20 protein-coding genes are annotated in these 21,916 nt (G+C 59.4%); 12 read left to right on the top strand and 8 right to left on the bottom strand.

Annotated features, from left to right (window positions below):
- Positions 1-97: 97 nt before the first annotated feature.
- Positions 98-1,621 carry an ABC transporter ATP-binding protein gene (locus tag ACVWXE_RS07815; protein WP_457490002.1) on the bottom strand — a complete coding sequence of 508 codons (1,524 nt, stop codon included), beginning with the start codon at positions 1,619-1,621 and terminating at the stop codon, positions 98-100.
- Between the two features lie 119 nt (positions 1,622-1,740).
- On the opposite strand from ACVWXE_RS07815, the gene ACVWXE_RS07810 reads away from it, so the two are divergent.
- From ACVWXE_RS07810 to ACVWXE_RS07800, 3 genes are all read left to right on the top strand, one after another.
- Complete coding sequence (locus tag ACVWXE_RS07810) at positions 1,741-2,739, top strand: ribose-phosphate pyrophosphokinase (RefSeq protein ID WP_011433256.1); 999 nt, start codon at positions 1,741-1,743, stop codon at positions 2,737-2,739.
- Between the two features lie 299 nt (positions 2,740-3,038).
- Complete coding sequence (locus ACVWXE_RS07805) at positions 3,039-5,960, top strand: PAS domain S-box protein (RefSeq protein WP_457490001.1); 2,922 nt, start codon at positions 3,039-3,041, stop codon at positions 5,958-5,960.
- The gene (locus ACVWXE_RS07800) at positions 5,957-6,967 is read left to right on the top strand and encodes a response regulator (protein ID WP_457490000.1); all 1,011 of its coding nucleotides are present in this window, start codon (positions 5,957-5,959) and stop codon (positions 6,965-6,967) included. The genes ACVWXE_RS07805 and ACVWXE_RS07800 overlap by 4 nt, the downstream gene beginning before the upstream one ends.
- Here the strand turns inward: ACVWXE_RS07800 and ACVWXE_RS07795 are convergent, their stop codons facing one another.
- Positions 6,968-8,146: a septal ring lytic transglycosylase RlpA family protein gene (locus ACVWXE_RS07795; protein ID WP_457466489.1), complete on the bottom strand. Its 1,179-nt coding sequence runs from the start codon at positions 8,144-8,146 to the stop codon at positions 6,968-6,970.
- Between the two features lie 144 nt (positions 8,147-8,290).
- Here ACVWXE_RS07795 and purM point away from each other — a divergent pair, with 144 nt between their 5' ends.
- The 5 genes from purM to ACVWXE_RS07770 all read left to right on the top strand — a co-directional run bounded on the left by purM (position 8,291) and on the right by ACVWXE_RS07770 (position 14,467).
- Entirely contained in the window at positions 8,291-9,355 is a 1,065-nt protein-coding gene (gene purM / locus ACVWXE_RS07790; protein ID WP_457466490.1) for a phosphoribosylformylglycinamidine cyclo-ligase, read from the top strand.
- Between the two features lie 215 nt (positions 9,356-9,570).
- The gene (locus tag ACVWXE_RS07785; protein WP_457387269.1) at positions 9,571-10,581 is read left to right on the top strand and encodes an ABC transporter ATP-binding protein; all 1,011 of its coding nucleotides are present in this window, start codon (positions 9,571-9,573) and stop codon (positions 10,579-10,581) included.
- Positions 10,578-11,363, top strand: a complete 786-nt coding sequence (locus ACVWXE_RS07780; protein ID WP_414343288.1) for an ABC transporter permease — start codon at positions 10,578-10,580, stop codon at positions 11,361-11,363. The genes ACVWXE_RS07785 and ACVWXE_RS07780 overlap by 4 nt, the downstream gene beginning before the upstream one ends.
- A gap of 47 nt (positions 11,364-11,410) precedes the next feature.
- Positions 11,411-12,973: a GldG family protein gene (locus tag ACVWXE_RS07775; RefSeq protein WP_457489999.1), complete on the top strand. Its 1,563-nt coding sequence runs from the start codon at positions 11,411-11,413 to the stop codon at positions 12,971-12,973.
- Positions 12,974-12,991: 18 nt separating this feature from the next.
- Positions 12,992-14,467, top strand: coding sequence for a DUF4340 domain-containing protein (locus tag ACVWXE_RS07770; protein ID WP_457489998.1), 1,476 nt, complete (start codon positions 12,992-12,994; stop codon positions 14,465-14,467).
- A gap of 13 nt (positions 14,468-14,480) precedes the next feature.
- On the opposite strand, the gene ACVWXE_RS07765 is transcribed toward ACVWXE_RS07770, so the two are convergent.
- The 4 genes from ACVWXE_RS07765 to rpsF form a co-directional block, all read right to left on the bottom strand.
- Positions 14,481-15,014, bottom strand: a complete 534-nt coding sequence (locus tag ACVWXE_RS07765; RefSeq protein ID WP_457402522.1) for a universal stress protein — start codon at positions 15,012-15,014, stop codon at positions 14,481-14,483.
- 227 nt (positions 15,015-15,241) lie between these two features.
- Positions 15,242-15,940 carry a M14 family zinc carboxypeptidase gene (locus ACVWXE_RS07760; protein WP_457394338.1) on the bottom strand — a complete coding sequence of 233 codons (699 nt, stop codon included), beginning with the start codon at positions 15,938-15,940 and terminating at the stop codon, positions 15,242-15,244.
- Between the two features lie 27 nt (positions 15,941-15,967).
- Positions 15,968-16,366, bottom strand: coding sequence for a single-stranded DNA-binding protein (locus tag ACVWXE_RS07755; protein ID WP_414332102.1), 399 nt, complete (start codon positions 16,364-16,366; stop codon positions 15,968-15,970).
- 73 nt (positions 16,367-16,439) lie between these two features.
- Positions 16,440-16,730, bottom strand: a complete 291-nt coding sequence (gene rpsF, locus ACVWXE_RS07750) for a 30S ribosomal protein S6 (RefSeq protein ID WP_011433268.1) — start codon at positions 16,728-16,730, stop codon at positions 16,440-16,442.
- A 231-nt stretch (positions 16,731-16,961) separates the two neighbouring features.
- Between rpsF and ACVWXE_RS07745 the strand changes: the two genes are divergently transcribed.
- The 4 genes from ACVWXE_RS07745 (at position 16,962) to ACVWXE_RS07730 (ending at position 19,702) form a co-directional block, all read left to right on the top strand.
- Positions 16,962-17,207, top strand: a complete 246-nt coding sequence (locus ACVWXE_RS07745) for an acyl carrier protein (protein WP_041436540.1) — start codon at positions 16,962-16,964, stop codon at positions 17,205-17,207.
- 45 nt (positions 17,208-17,252) lie between these two features.
- Positions 17,253-18,533 (top strand): beta-ketoacyl-ACP synthase II, encoded by a 1,281-nt coding sequence (gene fabF / locus ACVWXE_RS07740; protein WP_414419164.1) that lies wholly within the window; start codon positions 17,253-17,255, stop codon positions 18,531-18,533.
- Between the two features lie 12 nt (positions 18,534-18,545).
- Positions 18,546-18,815, top strand: coding sequence for a hypothetical protein (locus ACVWXE_RS07735; RefSeq protein ID WP_414421639.1), 270 nt, complete (start codon positions 18,546-18,548; stop codon positions 18,813-18,815).
- Positions 18,816-18,892: 77 nt separating this feature from the next.
- Complete coding sequence (locus ACVWXE_RS07730; protein ID WP_457489997.1) at positions 18,893-19,702, top strand: HAD family hydrolase; 810 nt, start codon at positions 18,893-18,895, stop codon at positions 19,700-19,702.
- A 304-nt stretch (positions 19,703-20,006) separates the two neighbouring features.
- Here ACVWXE_RS07730 and queA read toward each other — a convergent pair whose 3' ends face one another.
- A complete protein-coding gene (queA, locus tag ACVWXE_RS07725) occupies positions 20,007-21,185 on the bottom strand; it encodes a tRNA preQ1(34) S-adenosylmethionine ribosyltransferase-isomerase QueA (RefSeq protein WP_457489996.1) in 1,179 nt (392 codons plus the stop codon).
- 83 nt (positions 21,186-21,268) lie between these two features.
- Complete coding sequence (gene dcd, locus ACVWXE_RS07720; protein WP_011433274.1) at positions 21,269-21,850, bottom strand: dCTP deaminase; 582 nt, start codon at positions 21,848-21,850, stop codon at positions 21,269-21,271.
- Positions 21,851-21,916 lie beyond the last annotated feature (66 nt).

Here is a 21,916-nt window from a genome sequence, read left to right as displayed (position 1 = left end):
TATTATACATTATTTTCAGTATAGTTGAGCTTATTATTGACTAGAGTCATGCTCTTGCTCCGGCAGAGTGTCAGTTCCTGCTGATGCGACCAGCCCTCTAAACCTCAGTCGGGATCCCTGGAATCTCGCTGCTGTTGGTGACGGGGAGTGTCATCATCTGCCCCAGGCGTGAAACGGTGAGCTCCGCCGCCGGAATGGGCTCCGAGACCTGTCCGCCGCTGAACACCATCACTCGGTCGCTGTACTGCAGGATCTCGTCCAAATCCGCCGAGGCAAAAAGAATAGCCGTACCCGCTTGGGTGCGTTCCAGCAATTGCCCCCAGACCCACAGCGCCGACTCAATGTCCAACCCTCGCGTTGGGTGCTCCATCAGCAAAAGACTCAGGGGTGTGGGCAAGAGAGCCAACTGACTGCGCTGTTGGTTGCCCCCCGAGAGTTGCTCCACCCGGCTGTAGGGGTGACCCCGAATGCTGAAGTGTTCAATGGCCGCTTGGGTCTGCTGACGGGCCAGAGCCCAGTTGATCCAGGGATCCTGCTGCTGGAGGGCAAAATGCTCCTGCAAGGTTAAGCCGGGGATCAGCCCTTCCCGCAGCCGATCCGCCGGAGAAAACCCCACCCCACAGCGCAGATAGTCGCCGTAAGGACGGCCTGTCATCTCCTGCCCCCCCAACAGAATCCGGCCACGCCTGGGCGGCAACAACCCTGCACAGGTGAGCAGGAAAGAGCGTTGCCCACTGCCTTCCAAACCGGCCAACCCAATCACTTCCCCCGGCTGCACCGCCAGATCTGGCAAAGCCAGGGTAAACGGCTCATGCCGCACCACCAGGGAGCGCAACTCCAACAGGGGATCCGCTCTCCTTTGCGGAGAATGGGGCCGAGCCGGGGGTGTCAACTCCCGCCCGAACATCCAATCGATCAACCGCTGTTCCAACAGGGCAATGTCTTCACCCCTAACAGGCAGCTCCCCCACCACCTCCCCCTGCCGCATCACCGTCACCCGATCGCAAAGGCATTCCACATCGGCCAGCTTGTGGGAGACGAAGATCACCGATTTGCCCTGCTCCGCCAACCTTCTCAGAGCCGCGAACAGAAGATCTTTTTGCGCTGCAGAAATGCCCGTCGTTGGCTCATCCAAAATCAAGGTGTTGATCCCCAGGGAAAGCAACCGCAGCATTTCCAGTTGTTGCCGTTCCCCCACCGTCAAGCTGCCGATGGCTCCATCGGGGTTGAGGTTGAAACCAAACTCTTCACAGGCTTTCTCGAGACGTCTTCGGCTTTCCCGCAGCCCCAAGCCCAAGCGCCCCCGCTGCCCGGCAATAAAGTTTTCTAGTACCGTCAGAGAAGGAAAATCCAAGGGATCCTGGTGCAACATGCCAATGCCCAGGCGAATGGCCGCTGCAGGGCTGTCGATGCGAACCGGTTGCCCATCGATCCAAATCTCCCCCTGATCGCAGCGCAGAAAGCCGCTCAGGATCTTAACTAAGGTACTTTTGCCGGCCCCATTCTCCCCAAGCAGGCCGTGGATCGTGCCCGCCTCCACCCGTAAGGACACATCGCAGTTCGCCTGTACCGCCCCAAAACGCTTGTGGATGTGCAGCAGCTCGACCTTCATTCTGCTCATAGTAACCTGCCTCCCCAGAAAATCCCCAAGAATACAGTTGCTGAGGTTGCAAGTGCTGGTGCTACGATAGCGACAGCTCGCCGTTAGGCGTTGGCTGCGGACGAGTTCAGCATCGATCTGTGGTTCGCCCTGCCCCTCTTCTCCGCCCTTCCCCCCTGCCACCCATCTCGGATAGCAACCGCCTCAAAATCTTCTCAGGCAGCGCTAACCCGGCTCTGGCTCAAGAGGTGGCGCGTTACTTGGGCATGGATCTGGGCCCGATGTTGCGCAAGCGCTTTGCCGATGGCGAGCTGTACATCCAAATCCAAGAGTCGATCCGGGGTGCCGATGTCTACTTGGTGCAGCCCACCTGCCGCCCCGTCAACGACCACCTGATGGAACTGCTGGTGATCATCGATGCCTGTCGCCGCGCCTCTGCCCGGCAGATCACCGCTGTCTTGCCCTACTACGGCTACGCTCGCGCCGACCGCAAAACGGCAGGCCGAGAAGCGATCACCGCCAAGCTGGTGGCCAACATGATCACCCAGGCAGGGGCCCATCGCGTGCTGGCCATGGATCTGCACTCGGCCCAGATTCAAGGCTACTTCGACATTCCCCTCGACCACGTCTACGCCCAGCCGGTATTACAGGCTTACCTCAAGGAAAAGGGCTTGCTCGACGAAGACATTGTGGTCGTCTCTCCCGATGTGGGGGGTGTGGCTCGTGCCCGTGCCTTTGCCAAAAAACTCAAGGAAGCCCCTCTGGCAATCATCGACAAGCGCCGTCAAGCCCACAACGATGTGGAAGTCATGAATCTCATTGGGGATGTGCGGGGGAAAACTGCCATCCTTGTGGATGACATGATCGATACCGCAGGCACCATCTCGGAAGGGGCAAAATTGCTGCGCAAGCTGGGAGCCAAAGCGGTTTATGCCTGCGCCATTCATCCTGTTTTTTCTGAGCCGGCCATTCAACGCCTGCGGGGTGGTCTATTTGAAGAGGTGATCGTCACCAACACCATCCCTATCCCTCCAGAGCAGCACTTTCCCGAGTTAACCGTTCTCTCGGTAGCCAATGTGCTGGGGGAAGCGATCTGGCGCATCCATGAAGATAGCTCCGTCAGCAGCATGTTTCACTAAAGTAAGTTTCAAAGTAAGTTTCTCCAGAGTATCGCTAGAGTAGAGTGGGTGCAGAATGGGTGCGCCTGCTCCTTTTCCCTGTGGAGATCAGCCCAACCAGGCACCCCCGATCTGTCGTGATGGACTGGGTTGAGCCAGCTCCTTGGCCAGGTTTTCCCATGTCACCTCCCATCTCTCGCTCGCCAAGATCCGTTGTGACCGGTTTTGCTCCCCCGCAGGCTGCTCCCAGGGAAGGGCAGTCCCTTCAAACCGAACTGGGTACAGCGCTGTACCCGCTGTTGCAATTACTGGGTCAACTGTTGAAAGTACCTTTGGTCTATCTAGAACTGGCCCAGCCGGGATCCGATCCCCACTCGCCTTCAAAAGGGATCCTCTACCGGGATCCGCAAGGGATCCCAGCCGGAGAACCTTTCAACCCCGATGTCGGCTCTGAGCAATGGCCTTTTCATGAGTCCTTTCTCTTGCAAACTGAGCAGGGGATCCGGTTGGCCGATCTGCACCTGCTCGACTGCCACCCTCGCCAACTGAGTTCCTTTGAACGGGAACAGATTGACCTCGTTGCCCTCAGCCTGAAGCACATTCTTCTCCAAGCCCAGGAGCATCGGCAAACCCTCGAGCAGCTCCAATCCCAACTGCAGGACAGCCGCAGCACTGCTGCCCGCTACCAGCAGATCTTCGAGAACGCCGTCGAAGGCATTTTTCAAACCACCCTAGAGGGCAAATATCTGGTTGCCAACCCGGCCTTGGCCCATATTTTCGGCTACGAATCCCCTGAGGATTTGATGCACAACGTCTCCGATATTGGCACCCAAATCTATAGCGATCCGGAGCAACGAGCCGAATTCATCCAGCGCATGCTGAGAGAAGGTCAAGTTGTGAATTTTGAACACCAAGTCTGCTGCAAAGATGGCAGGCTAATTTGGATTTCTTTAAATGCCCGTACCATCTACAACGACCAAGGGGATCCCCTCTATTTTGAAGGATTTGTTACCGACATCACAGCATCCCGTCAACTGAAAGAACGACAACAACAATTGGAAGAGGCCCGCCGAGAGAGCGAGCATCGTTTTCTGCAACTGGCAGAGAATACGCAGCAACTGTTTTGGATCACAACACTCTACAGCAAAGAGCTGATCTACGTCAGCCCAGCCTGCGAAGCCCTTTGGGGCCTTTCCGCCGAAGAGGCTTACGCCAACCCCCAAGCCTGGATGCGCCAAATCCACCCCGACGACCGCTGGTTGTTCCCCACCATCCTCAAAGCCCAATCGGAGGGCAAATCCACCGATGTTGTCTTCCGCATTTATCACACTGATGGCCGCCTGATTTGGCTGCGAGAACGCACCTTTCCCATCGCCGACAAAGAGGGCAAAATCTATCGGGTGGCAGGGATCGTCGAAGACATCACTGAGTCCAAGCAACTGGAAGCCGAACGGCGTCGGATAGAGCAAGCTTGGCAACAAAGCGCCAACCATTTTCGGCAGATTTTTGAGCTGGCCCCCAATGGAATTGCCCTTGTGGACTTGCAGGGGCGATTTATTCAGGTCAACGATGCCTTTGCCCAGATTGTCGGCTACACCCCCGAAGAATTGAAGCATCGGCAACAACTGGACATTCTCCACCCCGAAGATGTCAACCCACTGCTGGGGGCCAATGAGGCTTTGCTGGCAGGGAAGGTCTCTGTCAGCCAGCGCCAGATTCGCTACACCCACCGTTCCGGCCAGGTTGTTCATGTGCTGTTTCAGGCCACCCTGCTCACCGACGAGGAAGGACAGCCCACCCAGTTTCTCAACCAGGTGATCGACATCAGCGCCCGCGTGGAGGCAGAAATTGCCCTCAAAGAAAGTGAAGAACGCTTCCGCCAATCCTTTGAGTGGGCTCCCATCGCCAAGGCCATGACCCACCTGGATGGCACCTATTTGCAGATCAACGCCGCTTTTACCGAAACCCTGGGCTACACCCTGGAGGATCTCAAGGGGAAAACCGTCCTTGACATCACCCATCCCGACGACATCGCCACCACCCTGGAAAACAGCAACCGCCTGCTGGCCGGCGAGGTGCATCAGTGGGAACAGGAGCAACGCTACATCCACAAGAACGGCCAAATTGTCTATGCCATTCTCCGCATCACTCTGGTGCGCACAGCCCAAGGGGATCCCAGCTACTTTCTAAGCCAGATTTTGGACATTACCGAGCGCAAGCAAGCCGAGGCAGCCCTTCGCCAAAGTGAGCTGAGTTTACGGGGCATCTTCCAGCAGTCAGCCCTGGGCATTTCCATCGTCGATCATCGGGGCCATTACCTAAAAGTGAACCCCGCTCTGGAAGAGATCTTGGGCTATAGCGCTGCCGAACTGACCCACATGAGCTTCTGCGACCTCACCCATCCCGAGGACATTCAGGAAGATTGGCAACTCTTCCAGGAGGTTTTGAACGGCCAACGGGATCGCTACCACCTGGAAAAACGCTACATCCACCGCAGCGGAAAGGTGGTTTGGTGCCGCCTGGCGGTCTCTGCAGTCCGGGATCCCGAGGGCAAAAACCTCTTCATCATCGGCATTTGCGAAGACATTACCGAAGAAAAACGGGCAAAGCTGCAGATCCAAGCTGCCCTTCAGGAAAAAGAAGTCCTGCTGCGGGAGATTCACCACCGCGTCAAAAACAACCTGCAAATCATCTCCAGCCTGCTGCGGCTCCAAGCTGACCAAATCAAAAGCCGCAAGTACGCCCGCGTTTTTAAGGATGCCGGCAGCCGTATTCAAGCCATGTCTTTGATCCACGAAGGTTTGTACCAATCCAACAATCTGGCCGCTGTGGATCTCAAGCAGTACCTACACAATTTGATCTCCAACCTCTTTCACTCTTACGGGGTAAACCCCGAGAGCATTCGCGCCAACATCCGCGCCGAAGGGATCCGCCTCAACCTGGACGATGCGGTCTTGTGTGGCCTGATCATCAACGAGTTGGTGACCAACAGCCTCAAGTATGCCTTCCCGAAGGGCCGCAGTGGAGAGATAGAGGTTTGTTTCAGCCAAACCCGCAAATATACTCAGTTGCGAGTCTCCGACAATGGCGTTGGCTTGCCCCCGAACTTTGACTTCAAGGAAACTCAATCTCTGGGTTTACAACTGGTTGCAACCCTCACCGATCAGCTACAGGGCAAGATACAATTGAGGAGCAAACCGGGTACTACTTTCATCATTACCTTTCCGAGGAGCGAGCCTTGAAGAGAATTCCACCCCTTGTCAAAGGCAGTATCCTGGTCGTCGAAGACGAGAAGATCATCGCCAAGGACATCGCCAACGTTCTGAAAAAATTCGGCTACGCTGTGCCCGCCATTGCTTCTTCCGGGGAAGAAGCGATCCGAAGGCTGGAAGAGATGCCGGTGGACTTGGTCTTGATGGATATCGTCCTAAAAGGCGATATCGATGGCATAGAAGCCGCCAAGCGGATCACCGAGCGCTTCAACATTCCGGTGGTGCATCTGACGGCCTACGCCGACGAAGACACCCTCTCCCGCGTCAAGGAGACCCGGCCCTTCGGCTACATCATCAAGCCTTTCAAAGAGCGGGAACTCTACACCACCATTGAAATTGCCCTGCACAACCACCGCCAGAGCCTTGAGAACCGCAAGCTGGAAGAAAAAAGAATCGAAGAGCTGCGGCAAAAACTGCAGCAGCTGCAGCAGTTCTCGGAGGTGAAGGGCACTCTGTTCAAGAAATTCTTGCAGGATCTGAGCGAGCCCCTCTCGAACCTCAGCTTTGCCTTGGGTCTGCTCAAGGATGCCGAGTCGGAGCAGAAGCGGGAGCACTACCTGCAGGTGCTGGAGGATGAGTTTCGCCGTGAGCTGGAGCTGATCCACCAGACCTCTAACCTGGAAAATCTCCTGAACCTGGAAAATGTCGGCCTGTTGAGCCAGTTCAGCCTGCTGCGTCCCCAGGAGCCCAGCCCTGGTCACCGGTTGGAGCAGGAAGCACCCACCCCTGCAGCCACGGCCCCCCAAGAGTCGGCAGGCTCTGCCCCCACACCCAGCCCCACCGCCGTTACGGCGCCACGGGCACCGCTGCGCCCCCTCAACCAGACTCAGTTGGCGGAACGTTTGGGGGTGGTGGTTTCCGCCATTACCTATTGGAAATTCAAAACCGGGTTTCCGGAGTGGAGCCGCAGCCGGGATCCCGAGGGCATTTCTTGGCGCTATTCCCCCGATTCCAAGCGCTTTTCACCCGTGCCCTAGCTAGCGTTGCACCACTTCCACCCGCACAGGCGCCAGCCCTGAGCGCACCATCCCCAACACCTCTGCCGCCCGCAGGGAAAGGTCGATGATCCGACCGGGAATAAAAGGGCCGCGATCGTTGATGCGCACGACAGCCTGGCGGCCATTTTTCAGGTTGGTCACCCGTACCTCGGTGCCAAAGGGCAGGGTGGGGTGGGCAGCCGTCATCTCATGGCGGGTTGGGTGCAGGTCATACCAAGAAGCAATGCCCTCTTGCACAGGCCCAACCACGCGGACAGGGGCGGGTTCCTGTTGAGGGGCTGTTTTCGGCTTGGAACCTGCAACAGCGGCTTTGGCGGTCAGAGCAGCCGGTTGAGGCAGGGCCGGAGCTGAAATGGGCGGGGCATCGAGCAGCAGACGGCGCAGACGATTGGCAGCCAAAACAGCCACATCCACCGGGCGCTGGTTGTCGATCAACAGCACTCCATCGTCGATGCGCAGCAATTCCTTGTTGTTGACCTGAATGGTGTAGAGAGGAACACCCAAGCCTTGTTCGGCCAATTCCAAACCTGCCCAACCTAGGGTGATGGTGGTGTCTTTCAGGGATCCCTGGGCCATTTGGTTGAGCTGGGCCACAAGGGTGCTGGCCCGCATCAGCGGTGGTTCTAGCCCAGGGTGCTCGACAAAACTGACAATGGGCAGATCCCGCACATAGACAGTAACCACCTGTTGCCCGTCCATCTGATAGTCGTAGAGGGTGGAGATGGGCTGGTTGGTGTGCTGCTGTTGTTCGCCGATCTTGAGAATGGGTTCTTCTGCTCGACGGGGCAGGATCGCCTGGCGAGATCGGTTCAAGGGATGATCCAAGTTCAGGGTACCCAGTTTGGCAGGGGCAAGACCCTCGTGGCCGGAGATAGGGGTTTGGGGGGTTCTCGGCAGCGTTCTGACTGGGGCTGCGGCAGCAGTGGCGGGTTGGGAAGGGGGAACGAGGTCGGTGGCCGGGGAGGGCAATTGGGAGTCAGATGACAGCTCCGCTGCTCGGGTGTTGGGGGATCCGGTTCGCGTCGAGGCTTGTGCTCGCGGGGCGAAGCTGCCCAACATGCCTACCGGCAAGCCCAAAGCCGTGACACAGAGACAGCTGACCAAGCCCATTTTGCGGGCGGGATCCAGTCCCTGTCCAAGCTGTTTCCAATTTCGCATGAGGCCGCGCTCCTCTCCAATCCTGTACAACTTCCAAGGCGACGGTTAAAACAGAAGTTAATGTACCATAGGTTTCTGAGTTGACCCGTTTGTACGGTCGGACACAGGAGCTCAAGTCTTGATAGCATAAGGGGTTTCGGCATCTTGGACTACCGCTCAGCAGGGGTTGACATCGATCTGGGCCAGGCCTTTGTCAGGGGGATCCGCGAGCGCGTTGAACGGATTCAAATTCCGTCTTCAGGTTCTTCAGGAACCTTGGGCGGCATCGGCGGCTTTGCCGGTCTGTTTGAGCTGCCGACAGGGTATCAAGCGCCGGTGTTGGTGGCGGGCACCGATGGGGTGGGGACAAAGCTGGACATTGCCCAGCAGTGGGGTCAGCACCGGGGGGTAGGTGTTGATCTGGTGGCGATGTGCGTCAACGACGTGCTGACGGTGGGGGCCCGGCCGCTGTTTTTCTTGGACTATGTGGCCACCGGCAAGCTGGAGCCGGAAGCCCTGTGGCAGGTGATCGATGGCATCTTGGCGGGCTGCCAGGAAGCGGGCTGCCAACTGCTGGGCGGGGAAACGGCGGAGATGCCGGGGTTTTATCCCCCTGGGAAGTACGACCTGGCCGGGTTTTGTGTGGGAATTGTGGAGAAGGCGGCCATTCTGGATGGGTCGCGGGTGCAGCTTGGGGATCGGTTGTTGGCTTTGCCCAGCAGCGGCCTACACAGCAACGGCTACAGCTTGGTGCGGCGGATTGTGGCCGACCGGGGTTGGCGCTGGGATCACCGGCCTCCCGGCTGGGATCGGCCTTTGGCGGAAGTATTCCTCACCCCCACCCGCATCTACGTGCAGGCGGTGCAGCGGCTGCAGGCAGCAGGGATCGCCATCCACGGCATGGCCCACATCACTGGCGGCGGGATCCCGGAAAATTTGCCCCGCTGTTTGGCCCCGAACCAGGCGGCACGGCTGCAGCCCCATAGCTGGCCCATCCCACAGGAGTTTCTCTGGCTCCAAGAACAGGGCCAGGTGGAGACCTTGGAGATGTTCCGCACCTTCAACCTGGGGGTGGGCTATGTGCTGGTGATCCCCCCTGAGGCGGAAAATCAGGTGAGATCCCTGCTCCCCGAAGCCTTCCCCATTGGGGAGGTGGTGGCGGCCTGTCCAGGGGAGAGCCGGGTTCTGGGACTGGAACAGTGGGGATCCCTCACAAGCCCTGCCGACTAGCCAACCGATGGATCCCCACCAAAAGGGGGAAAGGGATCCCAGTTCCCTCGACTCATCCTCGCCGTCGCTATGCTAAGTTGGCATGTGGCCTCAGCGCTGTTGCCCGCCTTCTTGCCCGAGCCTGCTTCCCGACATTTGTCCTCTTTGGGAATAGGGGTAACTCGGCCTTGGACCGTTTGCTAATCGCTGCTGACCCTCTAGGTTAGGAGTTGCTGATGACAGGTTTACCCACTGCTCGTGCAACCGCGGGTGCCATCGAAGTTGAGCATCTGAGCAAAACCTACGGCAGCTTCACTGCCATCCGCGATGTTTCCTTCCAGGTGAACGCCGGCGAGATCATGGGTTTTTTGGGGCCGAATGGGGCTGGCAAGACCACTTCCATGCGCATTTTGGCGGGGTATCTGCCTGCCAGCGAGGGGACGGCGCGGGTGGCCGGGTTTGATGTTCACGAAAACTCGATGGCGGTGCGGCAGCGCATTGGCTATCTGCCGGAAAACCCACCCCTCTACCCCGACATGACGGTGGAGGCGTACCTGCACTTTGTGGCCCAGATCAAGCGGGTCAGCGCTGGCGATCGGCCCAGGCGGGTGGACGAGGCGATCCGGCGGTGCAGCCTGGAAGAAAAGCGCCACACCCTCATCCGCAAGCTCTCCAAGGGGTTTAAGCAGCGGGTGGGCATCGCCCAAGCTCTGGTTCACGACCCGCCGGTGATCATCCTGGATGAGCCCACCATTGGGCTGGATCCCAAGCAGATTATCGAGGTGCGCAAGCTCATCAAGAGCCTGGCGGGGGAGCACACCATCATCCTCTCCACCCACATCCTGCCCGAGGTGAGCATGACCTGCGACCGAGTGGTGATCATCAACCGCGGCCAGGTGGCGGCCATTGGCACGCCTGCCGAGCTGACAGCCCAGCTCCAGGATCGGCAGCAGGCAAAGCTGGTGGTGGGGGCAACCGAGGCAATGGCCATCCGGACGGCCCTGCAGCCTTTGCCCCAAGTGGAGGTGGTGAGCCTACAGCCCTTGGCGGCGGATCCCTCCCGCTGGCAGGTGCAGCTCAAGAGCAACGCTGCCGCGGACGGCTGGATCCCGGAGGCAGCCAAAGCGCTGGTGCAGGCGGGGATCGACCTCTACGAGATAGGCCGTCCTCAAGCTTCTTTGGAAGAGATTTTCCTGCAGCTCACTACGCAAGAGGGATCTGAGGGCGCATTGGAGGAAGCGGCATGAACGGAGTGGTTGCCATTTTTCGCAAAGAGCTGCGCGGCTACTTCACCTCCCCCATCGCCTATGTGGTGGCCGCGGTGTTTTGGGGACTGGCGGGGTTTTTCTTCTTTAATATTCTGGTGCGGGTGATCAGCTTTTCTCAGCAGGTGGATCTTTTCGCCCAGTTCGGCCAGGAGAACCCTTTTGACGCCGCCACCATCCTGTCACAGCAGTTTCTCAACCTCTTGGGCACCCTCTCCTTATTTCTATTGCCCATCTTCACCATGAGCTCCTATGCCGAGGAGCGGCGGCGAGGCACGATGGAGCTGCTGGCTACTTCTCCCATCACCAACTTGGAGGTGGCCCTGGGCAAATGGTTGGCGGTCTGGGTGTTTTTCATCACGCTGCTGCTGCCGCCGCTGGTCTACCATGTGCTGGTGCTGAGCAGCGCCAACCCGGCAGTGGACTACCGCCTGACCCTGATGGGTTATGTGGGCCTAACCCTGCTGGCGGGTAGCGTTATGGCCTTGGGGTTGTTTATCTCTTCTCTGACAGACAGCACCCTCATCGCAGCAGTGGCCACCTTTGGCTTGATTTTGTTGCTCTGGGTGATCGACGCGGCAGCCGGCCAGGAGGAGAACTGGATTGCCGCGACGCTGCGGCATGTGTCTTTGCTGCAGCAATACAGCAACTGGGTGCAAGGGATCCTCAGCAGCAGCAGCCTCATTCTTTTCTTGAGCATCATCGTCCTGGGGCTGTTTGCCACGGTGCAATCGGTGGAAAGCCTGCGCTGGCAACAGAGCTGAGGTCAGATGGGAGGAGTGCGGTGTTCGCGGCAGCGGTGCGGAGCATTATGAAGGACTGGCGCGCGTTATTGGACTGGACAGGGATCCTGGGCATTGGCGTCATCGCCATCGGCCTGGTGGTGGGATCCGCCTTTACCGGTTGGACGGCTGTGCCCCTGAGCATGCTGGCAACGGGCCTGGCCCTGCTGGTGGTTTGGGGCATCACCCACCGGCAGGAGGTGGGGGTCTTCCTCGGTTTGCGTTCCACCCAGACCAATGCCAACATCCTGGTGGCGGCGGCGGCGATGGCCGTCATTCTGGTGCTGGTGAATGTGGTGGCGGTGCGCTACGACCTGCGGCTGGATCTCACTGAGGAGGGTCTGTTTACCCTCTCGCCCCAAACCCGGCAATTGGTGCAGGGATTGGCGCAACCGGTCAAAGTTTGGGTGGTCACCACTGCGCCGGATCCCAACTTGCGGGAACAACTGGAGCGCTATCGCCGCCTCAACCCCAACCGCTTCCAGTTTGAGTTTGTGGATCCCAACCGGGATCCCCTGACCATTCAGCGGCTGCAGGTGACCCAGAACAACACCCTGGTGGTGGAGGCCGGAGAAAGCCGGCAACAACTGCCTCAGCCCCCTGCCCCTGATCTGGAGAGCAAACTGACCCCCGTCCTGTCCAAAGTGGTCAACCGAGGGGAGTTAGTGGCCTATTTCGTGCAAGGGCACGGGGAAGTGGGGCTGGAAGCGAGGGAAGGTACTCCAACTCTGGCCCAGGCGGCGGCATCCCTGGGTCAGGAAGGCTATCGGGTAGAGACCCTCAACTTGGTGCAAGCGGAGATCCCAGAGGATGCGGATGTCCTGGTGCTGGCGGGGCCACAGCGGGCTTTGTTCCCCGGCGAGGTGGAGAAACTGCAGGATTATCTGGCGAAAGGCGGACGGCTGCTGTTGCTGATCGGGCCGCGGGTGGAGGCTGGCCTGGATCCCTTGCTGGAAGAGTGGGGCGTGGTCTTGGGGGATGACATCCTCATTGAGGTGAGCAGCGTCAGCCAACTGTTGGGGACAGGGCCGGCGGTTGCCCTGGTTACTACCTACGGGGATCACCCCATCACCGCCCCCTTGGCGGCCCAGCGGCTAATGACCCTGTTCCCCCTGGCCCGCTCTGTGGAAACCGAAGCCCGCGAAGGGATCCAAGCCACGCCCCTACTGCGCACCAGCCCGCAAAGCTGGGGGGAGACCAGTCCTGACCTGGAAAGTGGCCCCCTGCAGTTCGATCCGGAGCAGGACAAGCCTGGCCCCCTTACCCTGGGCGTTGCTTTAACCCGCCGTCTGGACACCGACCCAGAACAGGGCTCGGGATCCCGGCAGGAGGCCCGCCTGGTGGTGATCGGCAATGTCAACTTTGCCCTCAACGGCAACTTGCGGCAGCAGGGCAACCGGGATCTCTTCTTGAACACCCTCAACTGGCTGACTGAGCAAACGGAGCAGATCTCCATCCGCCCCAAATCCATCACGGATCGCCGTCTCACCCTGACCGGTCAAAACTTCCGCTGGCTGGTGCTGGGATCGACGGTCCTTTTGCCCTTGGCGGCCCTGGGTTCCGGAGCTGCCCTGTGGTGGCAAAGACGGTAGAGCTGGAGGAAAGCAGGCATGTTCAAGCGAACCACCTGGATTCTCCTGGGTTTGGCGGTGGCCTGTTTGCTGGGCTACTTCCTCTTGGACAACATCCGGCAACTGCGTCAGGAGCAACAGGCGGAGCGAGCGCGGCTGTTCCATTTTGCCACCGACACCATCGCCCGCATTGAAATCCGCCAACAGAAAGAGGGGGAACCCGTTCGCGGCAGCGGTGCGGAGCACTTGGAAATCCTTTTGGAGCGCACTCCGGAAGAAGAGGGATCCCGCTGGCGGATTGTCAGTCCCATTCAGTCAGCGGCGCTGGACTTCCCCATTGAGCAGTTGCTCAACACCTTCTCCCGCCTCACCCCCCAAATCACTCTGGAGGGGGTCACTGACCTGGCCGCTTTTGGCCTGGATCAGCCGCGACACCAAATCGCCCTTTTCCCCAAAGAAGGGGATCCCTACCGCCTGGCCATCGGCAACGACAACTTCGACGGCTCCGGCTTCTACGCCCAGCCCGAAGGGGGACAGGTGGTGCTTCTAAGCAGTGCCCAGAAGGGATCCCTGTTGCCCTCTCTCTTGGCTTTGCGGGACAAGACTTTGCTTCAGTTTGATACAGCCGAGGTGAAGGCCCTGCAAGTGCAGTTGGCAGAGGCGGAGCCGGAAGTTGTTCGCCTGCAGCGGCAAGACGTTCGCGCCAGCGGTGCGGAGCACTTTACTTGGCAGATTGTCGAGCCCAGAGAGCTGCCTGCCGATGAGATCAACGTCAACCGCTTGCTCAATACTCTGGCCCGCCTGCAGGCCGTGGAGTTCCCCGCCGAGACCAAAGACGAGCTCGCCCCCTATGGCCTGGAGCAGCCTTCCGCCCGCCTGACGGTGGAGCTGGAGGAGGGCAAAACCCTGAAGGTCGCTTTGGGATCGGAGAAAGATGGCCAGGTGTACGTCATCACCTCTGAGCACCCGGCAGTAGCCACCTTGCTCACCTCCACCGCCGATATTCTCCGCTCCGACTTGGAAGAGCTGCGGGATCACCGCATTGCCCGCCTCAATCCCAACCAGGTAGGTCAAGTGACCCTGGAGTCGCTGGGGGAGCGGGTTACCCTTAACCCTCTGCCGCAGGAGAAGGGATCCTTGGAGCTGCGCTGGGAAAACCCGGAGCGACCGGGCCAGCCTGTGGATCTCGGCTCTCTGTTCTCCAGCCTGAATGCTGCCCGTGCCAAGGAGTTTGTGGAACAGGCCGACGCGGAAGCCCAGAGGGTGTTGTCTGATCCGGACCTACGGCTGACCTTTGAGCCCAAACCCGACGCCGAGCAGGATCCCTTGGCCCTGAGCTTGGCCTCCTCTGGCTTGCGGGCCTATGTGCAAAGCAGCCGCCAGCCGGACATTGCCGTGATCGAGCTGAGCACCTTCAACAGCCTGGAAACCGAAGTGAATCGCCTCTTGGAAGGCCAGCCGGAGAGCAAGGACTCTGCCCCACTCACGCGACCAGATCCCACTCCCTCGCCCTAGAGTCCCTAGAGCCTTAGCCAGCAGAGGTAGCTGTCTTCTCCTCCGCGGTTTGGGTTGCTTTTTTCAGGGCTTCCCCTTGTATCGTCAGCACCGAGCAGGGAGCGCGGTGGAGCACGTAGTTGCTGACGCTGCCCAGAAACAGCTCGCTCAGGCCGGAGTGGCCGCGGCGGCCCACCACCACCAAGTCCGCATCCCAAGAGCGGGCCAGATCGCAGATGACTCGACCGGGGTTGCCGTAGTTGAGGCTGTACTCAGCACGGATCCCGTGCTCAGCCGCTTTCTCCACCAGCGAGCGCAGGTAGTCCATCTGGTTTTGCTCGAAGATGGCACATTGCTCCCGGTAGGACTGCCACAGCTCGGCGCTGATGGTGGAGCTGTAATCTACCCCCAGGATCATCGGCGGCTCTGGGGCGCCCGGCTCTTCCTGAGACAGAACATGGAGAATCATCATCTGGGCCTGCATGGCCTTGGCCACTTGGACGGCCTTTTGAAATACTCCCTGGCTCAGCTCCGACCGATCCACTGCCACCAAAATCCTGCTGAACATATTGGCTTCCTCCAGATGGCTAACAGCGGGCAGATGGCTAACAGCGGGGCACAAGGCAGAAGCAGCGTGACTTCGGGGTTGACCTCTGACCCCTTTTCCCTCGACTCCAAGCTCCCCTCTGCTCTGCCCCACCTATCTGTGTTGTAGAAGATTTGGGCGAGAAAACCCCAGATATCTTGAACGAACTAGGCAGATTGGCAACGAAAGTTCAGAGATCTTGACACCGGTCAGAAGGCATCGCCTTGGGCTGCCCACTCCAACACCGCCTGCAGCGCCTCGGCCTGCTCTTGCCAGACTTGATCGAGGGGAGTGCCCCGCAGGATTTCCAGCGTTAGGGTTGGGATCCGCCGTTCCTGCCCTGCCCAAGTGCCCAGAGAACCAGGGGTAGGGTAGCCAATGTCGGCGGCGACGGGCAAGCCGTTGCAAGCGGCCATCACCTGGGCCAGCTCAAGGGCAGGGCCGTTGTAGTTCACACAGGGGTGTGCCTGACAGGAGTGGGCAGAAAGGATAAATTGGGGCTGAATCCGGGCCAAACTCGTCAACAACACTTGCGTTTCGGGCTCGGAGCCTGGGGCTGCTCCGGGCGGATAGCGAGCTTCCAAAGAGGCCGGGATCCAATCTTGGGTGGGCAGATTGCGGTTGAGATCCACACCGTTGGCATTGAGACGTTGCCCCAGGGCACAGCCATCCGGGTTCAAGCGAGGGATTGCCCATAGGGTCGCTTTCCCGGCCAGGGATCCCCATCTCCCCGAGGCCACATAGCGCTCGATCAGAGTGTATCCTTCCACCTCGTCCCCGTGTACTCCGCCGATCAGCAGCAAGGAGCGGATCCCTTGGGTGAGCTGCCAAAGGTGAATAGGACGTCCCTGCACCGAGTAGCCGATGACCTGCAGGGATCCCAAGGGTTCGCCAAGTTTTTGAGACATGGGGGATCCCGGCAAGTCTCGCAACCGTTAGAACGGGAGATCGTCCGGCTCCGGTGGGGAAACCACATCCCCCTCAGAGGATTCCACAATCGCCGGTTCGCCCATCCCCGTCAGAGAGAGGACACGAGCGGATCCCAGCTGATGGACACGGCGCGCGGTGATCTCGGCCAGCTTTTCCTTGCGCCCATCTCGCTCCACCACATTCATGTGCAGTTGGCCTTCCACTGTGATTTGGTCGCCCACATGGCAGGTGTCCACCACCCTTTTGGCCAGTTCTCCAAAAGAGGAAACGCGCACCCGGTAGGGCGGCTCATCCGGGCGCAAGCTGGGAAAGCCAATCACCAAGGACGCAACAGCTAAGTTATCAGGGGTGTAGCGCAGCTCTGGCTCAGACAGAACCTCGCCCATCAACACAATCGAGTTCATAACGGAGCCATCCAGGGATAAGGGGCAGCTCAGGGCACTTCCATCATGCCCGCAGGCCAGGATGCCGTCAAACCTAGCCGACGCGGAGAGTCATGTGGCGCAGCACACTCTCGTTGATGCGCAGGTTTTTCTCCCAGGCAGCCACCGCATTGGGTTCGGCTTCGTAGTTGAACTGGATGTACAGACCCTCCTTGAACTTTTTCATCTCAAACCCGGCAAAGCGGCGCTTGCCCCTATTGGTAATCTCCACGTGGGTTACTCCGTTCTCTCGCAGGATTGCCTCCTGACTGCTGAGCAGTTGTTCGAGGGGTTCATCTGACAGATCAGGACGCACAATCAGCATCGTTTCGTAAGCGCGGGGCATGGAAGCAAGTTCTCCTTAGAATCCAGTGGTAGAGACGCAGTGGACTATACTAGCTTTTCTTTCCTGCAACCGAAAAGGCTGCCGCCCAATTCCCATACCCTGGCCGCAGCAGCCAATGCAGGTGAGGCTGCTCACAAGAGGGGATCCATTGTCCGATACAATAGGGATTGCTTCATTGGCCGCTGGTTGGCCCGGCCAAGACACGCTGAATCGAGAGTTGGGATTCCAAGCATGAGCGCAGACGAAGTTTACAGCCGTGTTCGTAAGATCGTGTCCGATCAACTGGGCGTGGAAGACGACAAAGTGACCCCAGAAGCCAATTTCCAGAACGACCTGGGGGCCGACAGCCTCGATACGGTGGAGCTGGTCATGGCTTTTGAAGAGGAATTCGACCTGGAGATCCCCGATGAAGATGCAGAGGGGATCGCCACCGTGCAAGACGCTGTTAACTACATCCTCTCGAAGAAAGCTGCCTAGTCTGCCCCCAGTTCTGACTCTATACCCCCGGGCTAACACCGGACGATGGCTACCACAGATCCCGCCACTGCTTACAGACCAACCCGCCGCGTTGTGATTACGGGCCTGGGTGCGGTCACCCCTATCGGCAACTCTCCTGCCGAGTTTTGGCAGAGCTTGCTGGCAGGGCGCTCCGGCATTGGGCCGATTACCCATTTCGATGCCTCCCGCCACGACTGCCGTATTGCCGGAGAGGTGAAGGGATTTGATCCCCTCGACTACTTGGATCGCAAGGATGTCAAGCGCACCGACCGCTTTGTGCATCTGGCGATGGCGGCCACCCGGCAAGCCTTGGAGGACGCCGACTTTCGCATCACCGCTCTCAACGCCGAGCAAGTGGGGGTGATCTTGGGCACCGGCATCGGCGGCATCCGCGTCTTGGAAGAGCAGCAGACCATCTATCTGCAGAAAGGGCCGGATCGCTGTAGCCCCTTCATGGTGCCCATGATGATTGCCAACATGGCTGCAGGTCACCTGGCCATTCATTTTGGCGCCAAAGGCCCCAATTCCTGCACAGTTACGGCCTGTGCCTCTGGCTCCAACGCCATTGGCGATGCCTTTCGGCTCATCCAGAGGGGAGAGGTGCAAGCGGCGATTACAGGTGGCACGGAAGCGGCGGTCACCCCTTTGTCCATGGCGGGGTTCAGTGCCATGAAGGCCCTTTCCACCCGCAACGACACCCCGGAGCAAGCCTGTAGGCCCTTTGATCGGGATCGGGATGGCTTTGTCATGGGGGAAGGAGCAGGGATCCTGGTCCTGGAGGAGTTGGAGCATGCCCGCGCCCGCGGGGCCAAGATCTATGCGGAGATAGTCGGCTATGGCCTCACCTGCGATGCCCACCACATGACCAACCCTGCCCCCGGCGGCGAGGGAGCGGCCCGGGCGATGCGGCTGGCCCTCAAGGATGCCGGGCTTCAGCCTGGGGACGTGCAACACATCAACGCCCATGCCACCAGCACCCCTGTAGGGGATATTGCCGAGGTACAGGCCATCAAGTCGGTCTTTGGCGAACATGCCCCCCGTTTGGCCATCAGCGCCACCAAGTCCATGACCGGCCACCTGTTGGGGGGAGCGGGCGGCATTGCCACGGTGGCCACAGCTTTGGCCATCCACCACGGCTGGGTTCCTCCCACCCTCAACTTGGACAACCCCGATCCCGAGTGCGAAGGGCTGGATTTTGTCCCCCACAAGGGGCGGCAGATGGCCGTTGAGGCCGCTTTGGTGAATGCCTTTGGGTTTGGTGGGCACAACGTCACGCTGGCCTTGCGCCGCTACTCTCCCGCTTGAAGGGCTTGGCCTATGTCTTCTCCCGAAAGTTCACTGCCCTCAGTTCGCCAACAGGCCTTGGCCGCTTTGACAGCGGAGCTGGCGCAGCAGGGTCACCCGCCCGAATATGCTCAGCACATGGCGGCGGCGGTTATTTTTCAAGCGGATTTGGATCTGTGTGCAGCCCAATTGGCGCGGGTGCTCAGTTGGCTGAAGCAAAACCATCCTGAACTCTATCCAGAGGCGGTGCAATTGGTGGACGCCACTCGGGAAGAGTTCGAGCGTCGCGTTCAAAATGGATAGACAAGCCATCTGCTGTGATCTGAAGCAGGGATCCGGCAGTTGGGTTGCGGTCGTTAGCAGAGGGTGATGTCCCCCCTATGGGACTGCAAGGGGTGATCTTGAGCTGGAGTGGAGTGGTGGCCGATGACGAGAACTTGCACCTACAGGCCATCAACCAACTGCTGGTGGAAGAGAACCTGCGCCCCTGGAACCTGTGCTGGCCGAAGTCGGGATCCCCTGGGCAGCGGGAGCTCTATCGGCTGCAATACCTGGGCCGACCGGATCGAGAGCGCCTGCCGGCTCTGTGGGGGGATCAAGGGCGGGTGCTCAACCCCAAGCAGCTGGAAGAGCTGCTGAAACGCAAGGCCCTATACTACCAGCAGGCTTTGCAGGGGCAAAGGGAGCTGCCTCTCATTCCCCGCCTGAGGGAAACTTTGGAGACGCTGGAGCGGCTGCAACTGAAGGTCGGCCTGCTGTGCGGCCAATCGGCAGCCGAGGTGACCGCTTTTCTGGAGCGTTTCCAGTCCTGTTGCCCGGCCCTGATACAGTTGACCGATGGGGGATCCTACCGAGTGACGGGGGATGATGCAGGCCCAATATTTTCCCCAGGACACTTGCACCGCCTGCTTTTGCAGCGGATGGAATTGCCCGCCCAGGCGTGTTTGAGCATTGAAGCCACCTACTCTGGCATTCAGGCAGCCCGTTCGGCAGGGATCCCGGTGCTGGCTCTGGCCACCTTCTTTCCTCTGCACATGCTGCAGCGGCGGGCCAATTGGGCGGTGGACGGCTACCACCAGGTGGAATGGGATCGCATCCGGAACTGGTTTGCCGGCGGGCAAAACCGTCCTTCGACCCCAGTTGAAGCAGAAGCGGAGGCCGGTTCCTTCAAGGGATCCCAGGGAGCATGACTCTAGTCAATAATAAGCTCAACTATACTATGTATAATATGTTCAGTACGGATTACTACCAGTTGATCTTTCTGTTTACTTTCGAGTCTGCCAACATGGTAGCCAAAGCAAAGCAGAAAATTGGTAGTAAGACGACACGGAAACTGCGCTTTGGGTATTCTACTCAAAGCTTTGCGGGATACCGCCATTCTGTTTGGACTCCGTCCCGCTAACGCGAATGGAAACAAACAGAATGCTATCGCTGCATAGTTGAACAGTGATGTTCAGCAGTGTTCAGCGTAAATGTATCAGGTCAGCCCCAGCCCTAGGGCAGGATCAGCATGCCATCCCCAAAGGAATAGAAGCGATACCCCTGGTCGACGGCCTCTCGGTAGAGATCCAGCAGCCTTTGCCGCCCGATCAGCGCAGCCACCAGCATCATCAGGCTGGAGCGGGGCAGATGAAAATTGGTGACCAGTCCTTGAATCACCCGCCAGGAGTAGCCGGGGTAGATGAATAGATCGCTTTTCCCCTGCCAAGGCTGCAAGGTGCCAGAGGCTGCCGCGGTTTCCAAAGAGCGCACCACAGTCGTTCCCACCGCGATCACCCGCCCCCCTCGGGCTTGGGCTTTTTGGATGGCTGCCACCGTTTCTGCCGGCACCTTGAGCCACTCGCTGTGGAGACGATGCTCGGTTACCCGCTCCGCTTCCACCGGTCGGAAGGTACCCAGGCCGATGTTCAGGGTGATGTAGGCCGTTTGGATCCCTTTTTGGGCCAGCCGCTCCAGCAGCTCCTGGGTAAAGTGCAGCCCTGCCGTGGGAGCAGCCACCGAGCCGGGGTGTTTGGCCCAGAGGGTTTGGTAGTCTTCAGGGCGAACTTGTCCTGAGCCCGGGGATCCGGAAGCCTTGATGTAGGGAGGAAGCGGGATCCGGCCCACCTGTTCCAGGATTTCCTCAAAAGGTTGCGCCCCCTCCCACTCAAACTGCACCACTCGCCCACCGGTCTCCGGATCCAAATCCAGGACAGTGGCCCTCAGCCCAGAGGGGGATCCCTGCTTGCTCCAAAAACCAATCCGATCCCCCACCTTCACCCGTTTGCCCGGCCTGACCAAAACCCGCCAGCTCCACGCCTGATCCGGCAGAGGTTGCGCAGCGGCAGGGATCCCTTCCAGGCAAGGCTCCAGCAGCAACACTTCGACCCGCGCCCCGGAGGGTTCCTTGGCCCCGAACAGGCGGGCCGGGATCACCTTGGTATCGTTGAGAACCAGCAGATCCCCTTCCTGCAGGTAGTCGGGCAGATGGCAGAAGCGGCGATGCTCGTGCCTATCCGGGTACACCACCAGCATCCGCGCCTGATCCCTGGGCTCCACCGGCGTTTGCGCAATCCGATCTGGAGGGAGGGTGTAGTCGTAGGAAGCTGTGAGCAGATCCGGATTGGGCTCCCTATCGCCCAAAGGCTCGGCCTCACCGGGGGGAGCGGCAGCAGGCGAAAAAGAGTCATCCATGGAGATGAATCAAGATGGGGTTCTACGTGGATCCAGCATAGCCAACCGGATCCCGCCAACCCTCTCCCTTTTGAGGGAAGCAGCTAAACCTTGGCCACCACCACCTGCTGCGGCTGATCCTGATACTTGCCGGCGCGGTCGGCGTAGGTCACTTGGCAGGGATCCCCTTCCAGAAAAAGAAGCTGGACCACCCCTTCGTTGGCGTACACACGGCAGTCGGCGCTGGAGGCGTTGGAAAACTCCAGGGTGAGATAACCCCGCCATCCCGCCTCAGCGGGCGTCAGGTTGGCAATCAGGCCCACCCTGGCATAGGAAGATTTGCCAATGCAGATCACGGTAATGTTATCCGGGACTTGCAGCCGTTCCAAGGACACCCCCAACCCATAGGAATGGGCCGGGATGATAAAGTAATCCCCCATCTCGTCGTGGTGCAGCTCCACCGCTTCCAGATTCTTGGGGTTAAACCGCTTGGGATCCACCACCGTGCCGGGCACATGGCGAAAGATCTTGAACTCCACTGGCGACAGGCGGATGTCGTAGCCATAGGAGGACAGCCCGTAACTCAAAACAGGCCGAGACTCAACAGCGCGCACCAGCTCAGGACAGAAGGGCTCGATCATCCCTCGCCGCGCTTGCTCACAGATCCAGCGGTCGTTTTTCAACATGGCTACAGCCGGCTTCCTGGAGAGTGAGGGCACATCTGGTGGACAAGCTCCAGTCTTATTGGGACT

This window comes from Thermostichus sp. MS-CIW-41 (assembly GCF_054058915.1).
This window is presented reverse-complemented; position numbering and strand designations above follow the sequence as displayed.

Coding starts and splice junctions, on each gene's coding strand:
- rpsF (WP_011433268.1), bottom strand. CDS start 16,730: ATGCCCCGCGCTTACGAAACGATGCTGATTGTGCGTCCTGATCTGTCA.
- dcd (WP_011433274.1), bottom strand. CDS start 21,850: ATGTTGAAAAACGACCGCTGGATCTGTGAGCAAGCGCGGCGAGGGATG.
- ACVWXE_RS07735 (WP_414421639.1), top strand. CDS start 18,546: ATGTCTTCTCCCGAAAGTTCACTGCCCTCAGTTCGCCAACAGGCCTTG.
- ACVWXE_RS07785 (WP_457387269.1), top strand. CDS start 9,571: ATGACAGGTTTACCCACTGCTCGTGCAACCGCGGGTGCCATCGAAGTT.
- ACVWXE_RS07775 (WP_457489999.1), top strand. CDS start 11,411: ATGAAGGACTGGCGCGCGTTATTGGACTGGACAGGGATCCTGGGCATT.
- queA (WP_457489996.1), bottom strand. CDS start 21,185: ATGGATGACTCTTTTTCGCCTGCTGCCGCTCCCCCCGGTGAGGCCGAG.
- ACVWXE_RS07765 (WP_457402522.1), bottom strand. CDS start 15,014: ATGTTCAGCAGGATTTTGGTGGCAGTGGATCGGTCGGAGCTGAGCCAG.
- ACVWXE_RS07780 (WP_414343288.1), top strand. CDS start 10,578: ATGAACGGAGTGGTTGCCATTTTTCGCAAAGAGCTGCGCGGCTACTTC.
- ACVWXE_RS07755 (WP_414332102.1), bottom strand. CDS start 16,366: ATGAACTCGATTGTGTTGATGGGCGAGGTTCTGTCTGAGCCAGAGCTG.
- ACVWXE_RS07770 (WP_457489998.1), top strand. CDS start 12,992: ATGTTCAAGCGAACCACCTGGATTCTCCTGGGTTTGGCGGTGGCCTGT.
- ACVWXE_RS07795 (WP_457466489.1), bottom strand. CDS start 8,146: ATGCGAAATTGGAAACAGCTTGGACAGGGACTGGATCCCGCCCGCAAA.
- ACVWXE_RS07760 (WP_457394338.1), bottom strand. CDS start 15,940: ATGTCTCAAAAACTTGGCGAACCCTTGGGATCCCTGCAGGTCATCGGC.
- fabF (WP_414419164.1), top strand. CDS start 17,253: ATGGCTACCACAGATCCCGCCACTGCTTACAGACCAACCCGCCGCGTT.
- ACVWXE_RS07730 (WP_457489997.1), top strand. CDS start 18,893: ATGGGACTGCAAGGGGTGATCTTGAGCTGGAGTGGAGTGGTGGCCGAT.
- ACVWXE_RS07745 (WP_041436540.1), top strand. CDS start 16,962: ATGAGCGCAGACGAAGTTTACAGCCGTGTTCGTAAGATCGTGTCCGAT.
- ACVWXE_RS07815 (WP_457490002.1), bottom strand. CDS start 1,621: ATGAGCAGAATGAAGGTCGAGCTGCTGCACATCCACAAGCGTTTTGGG.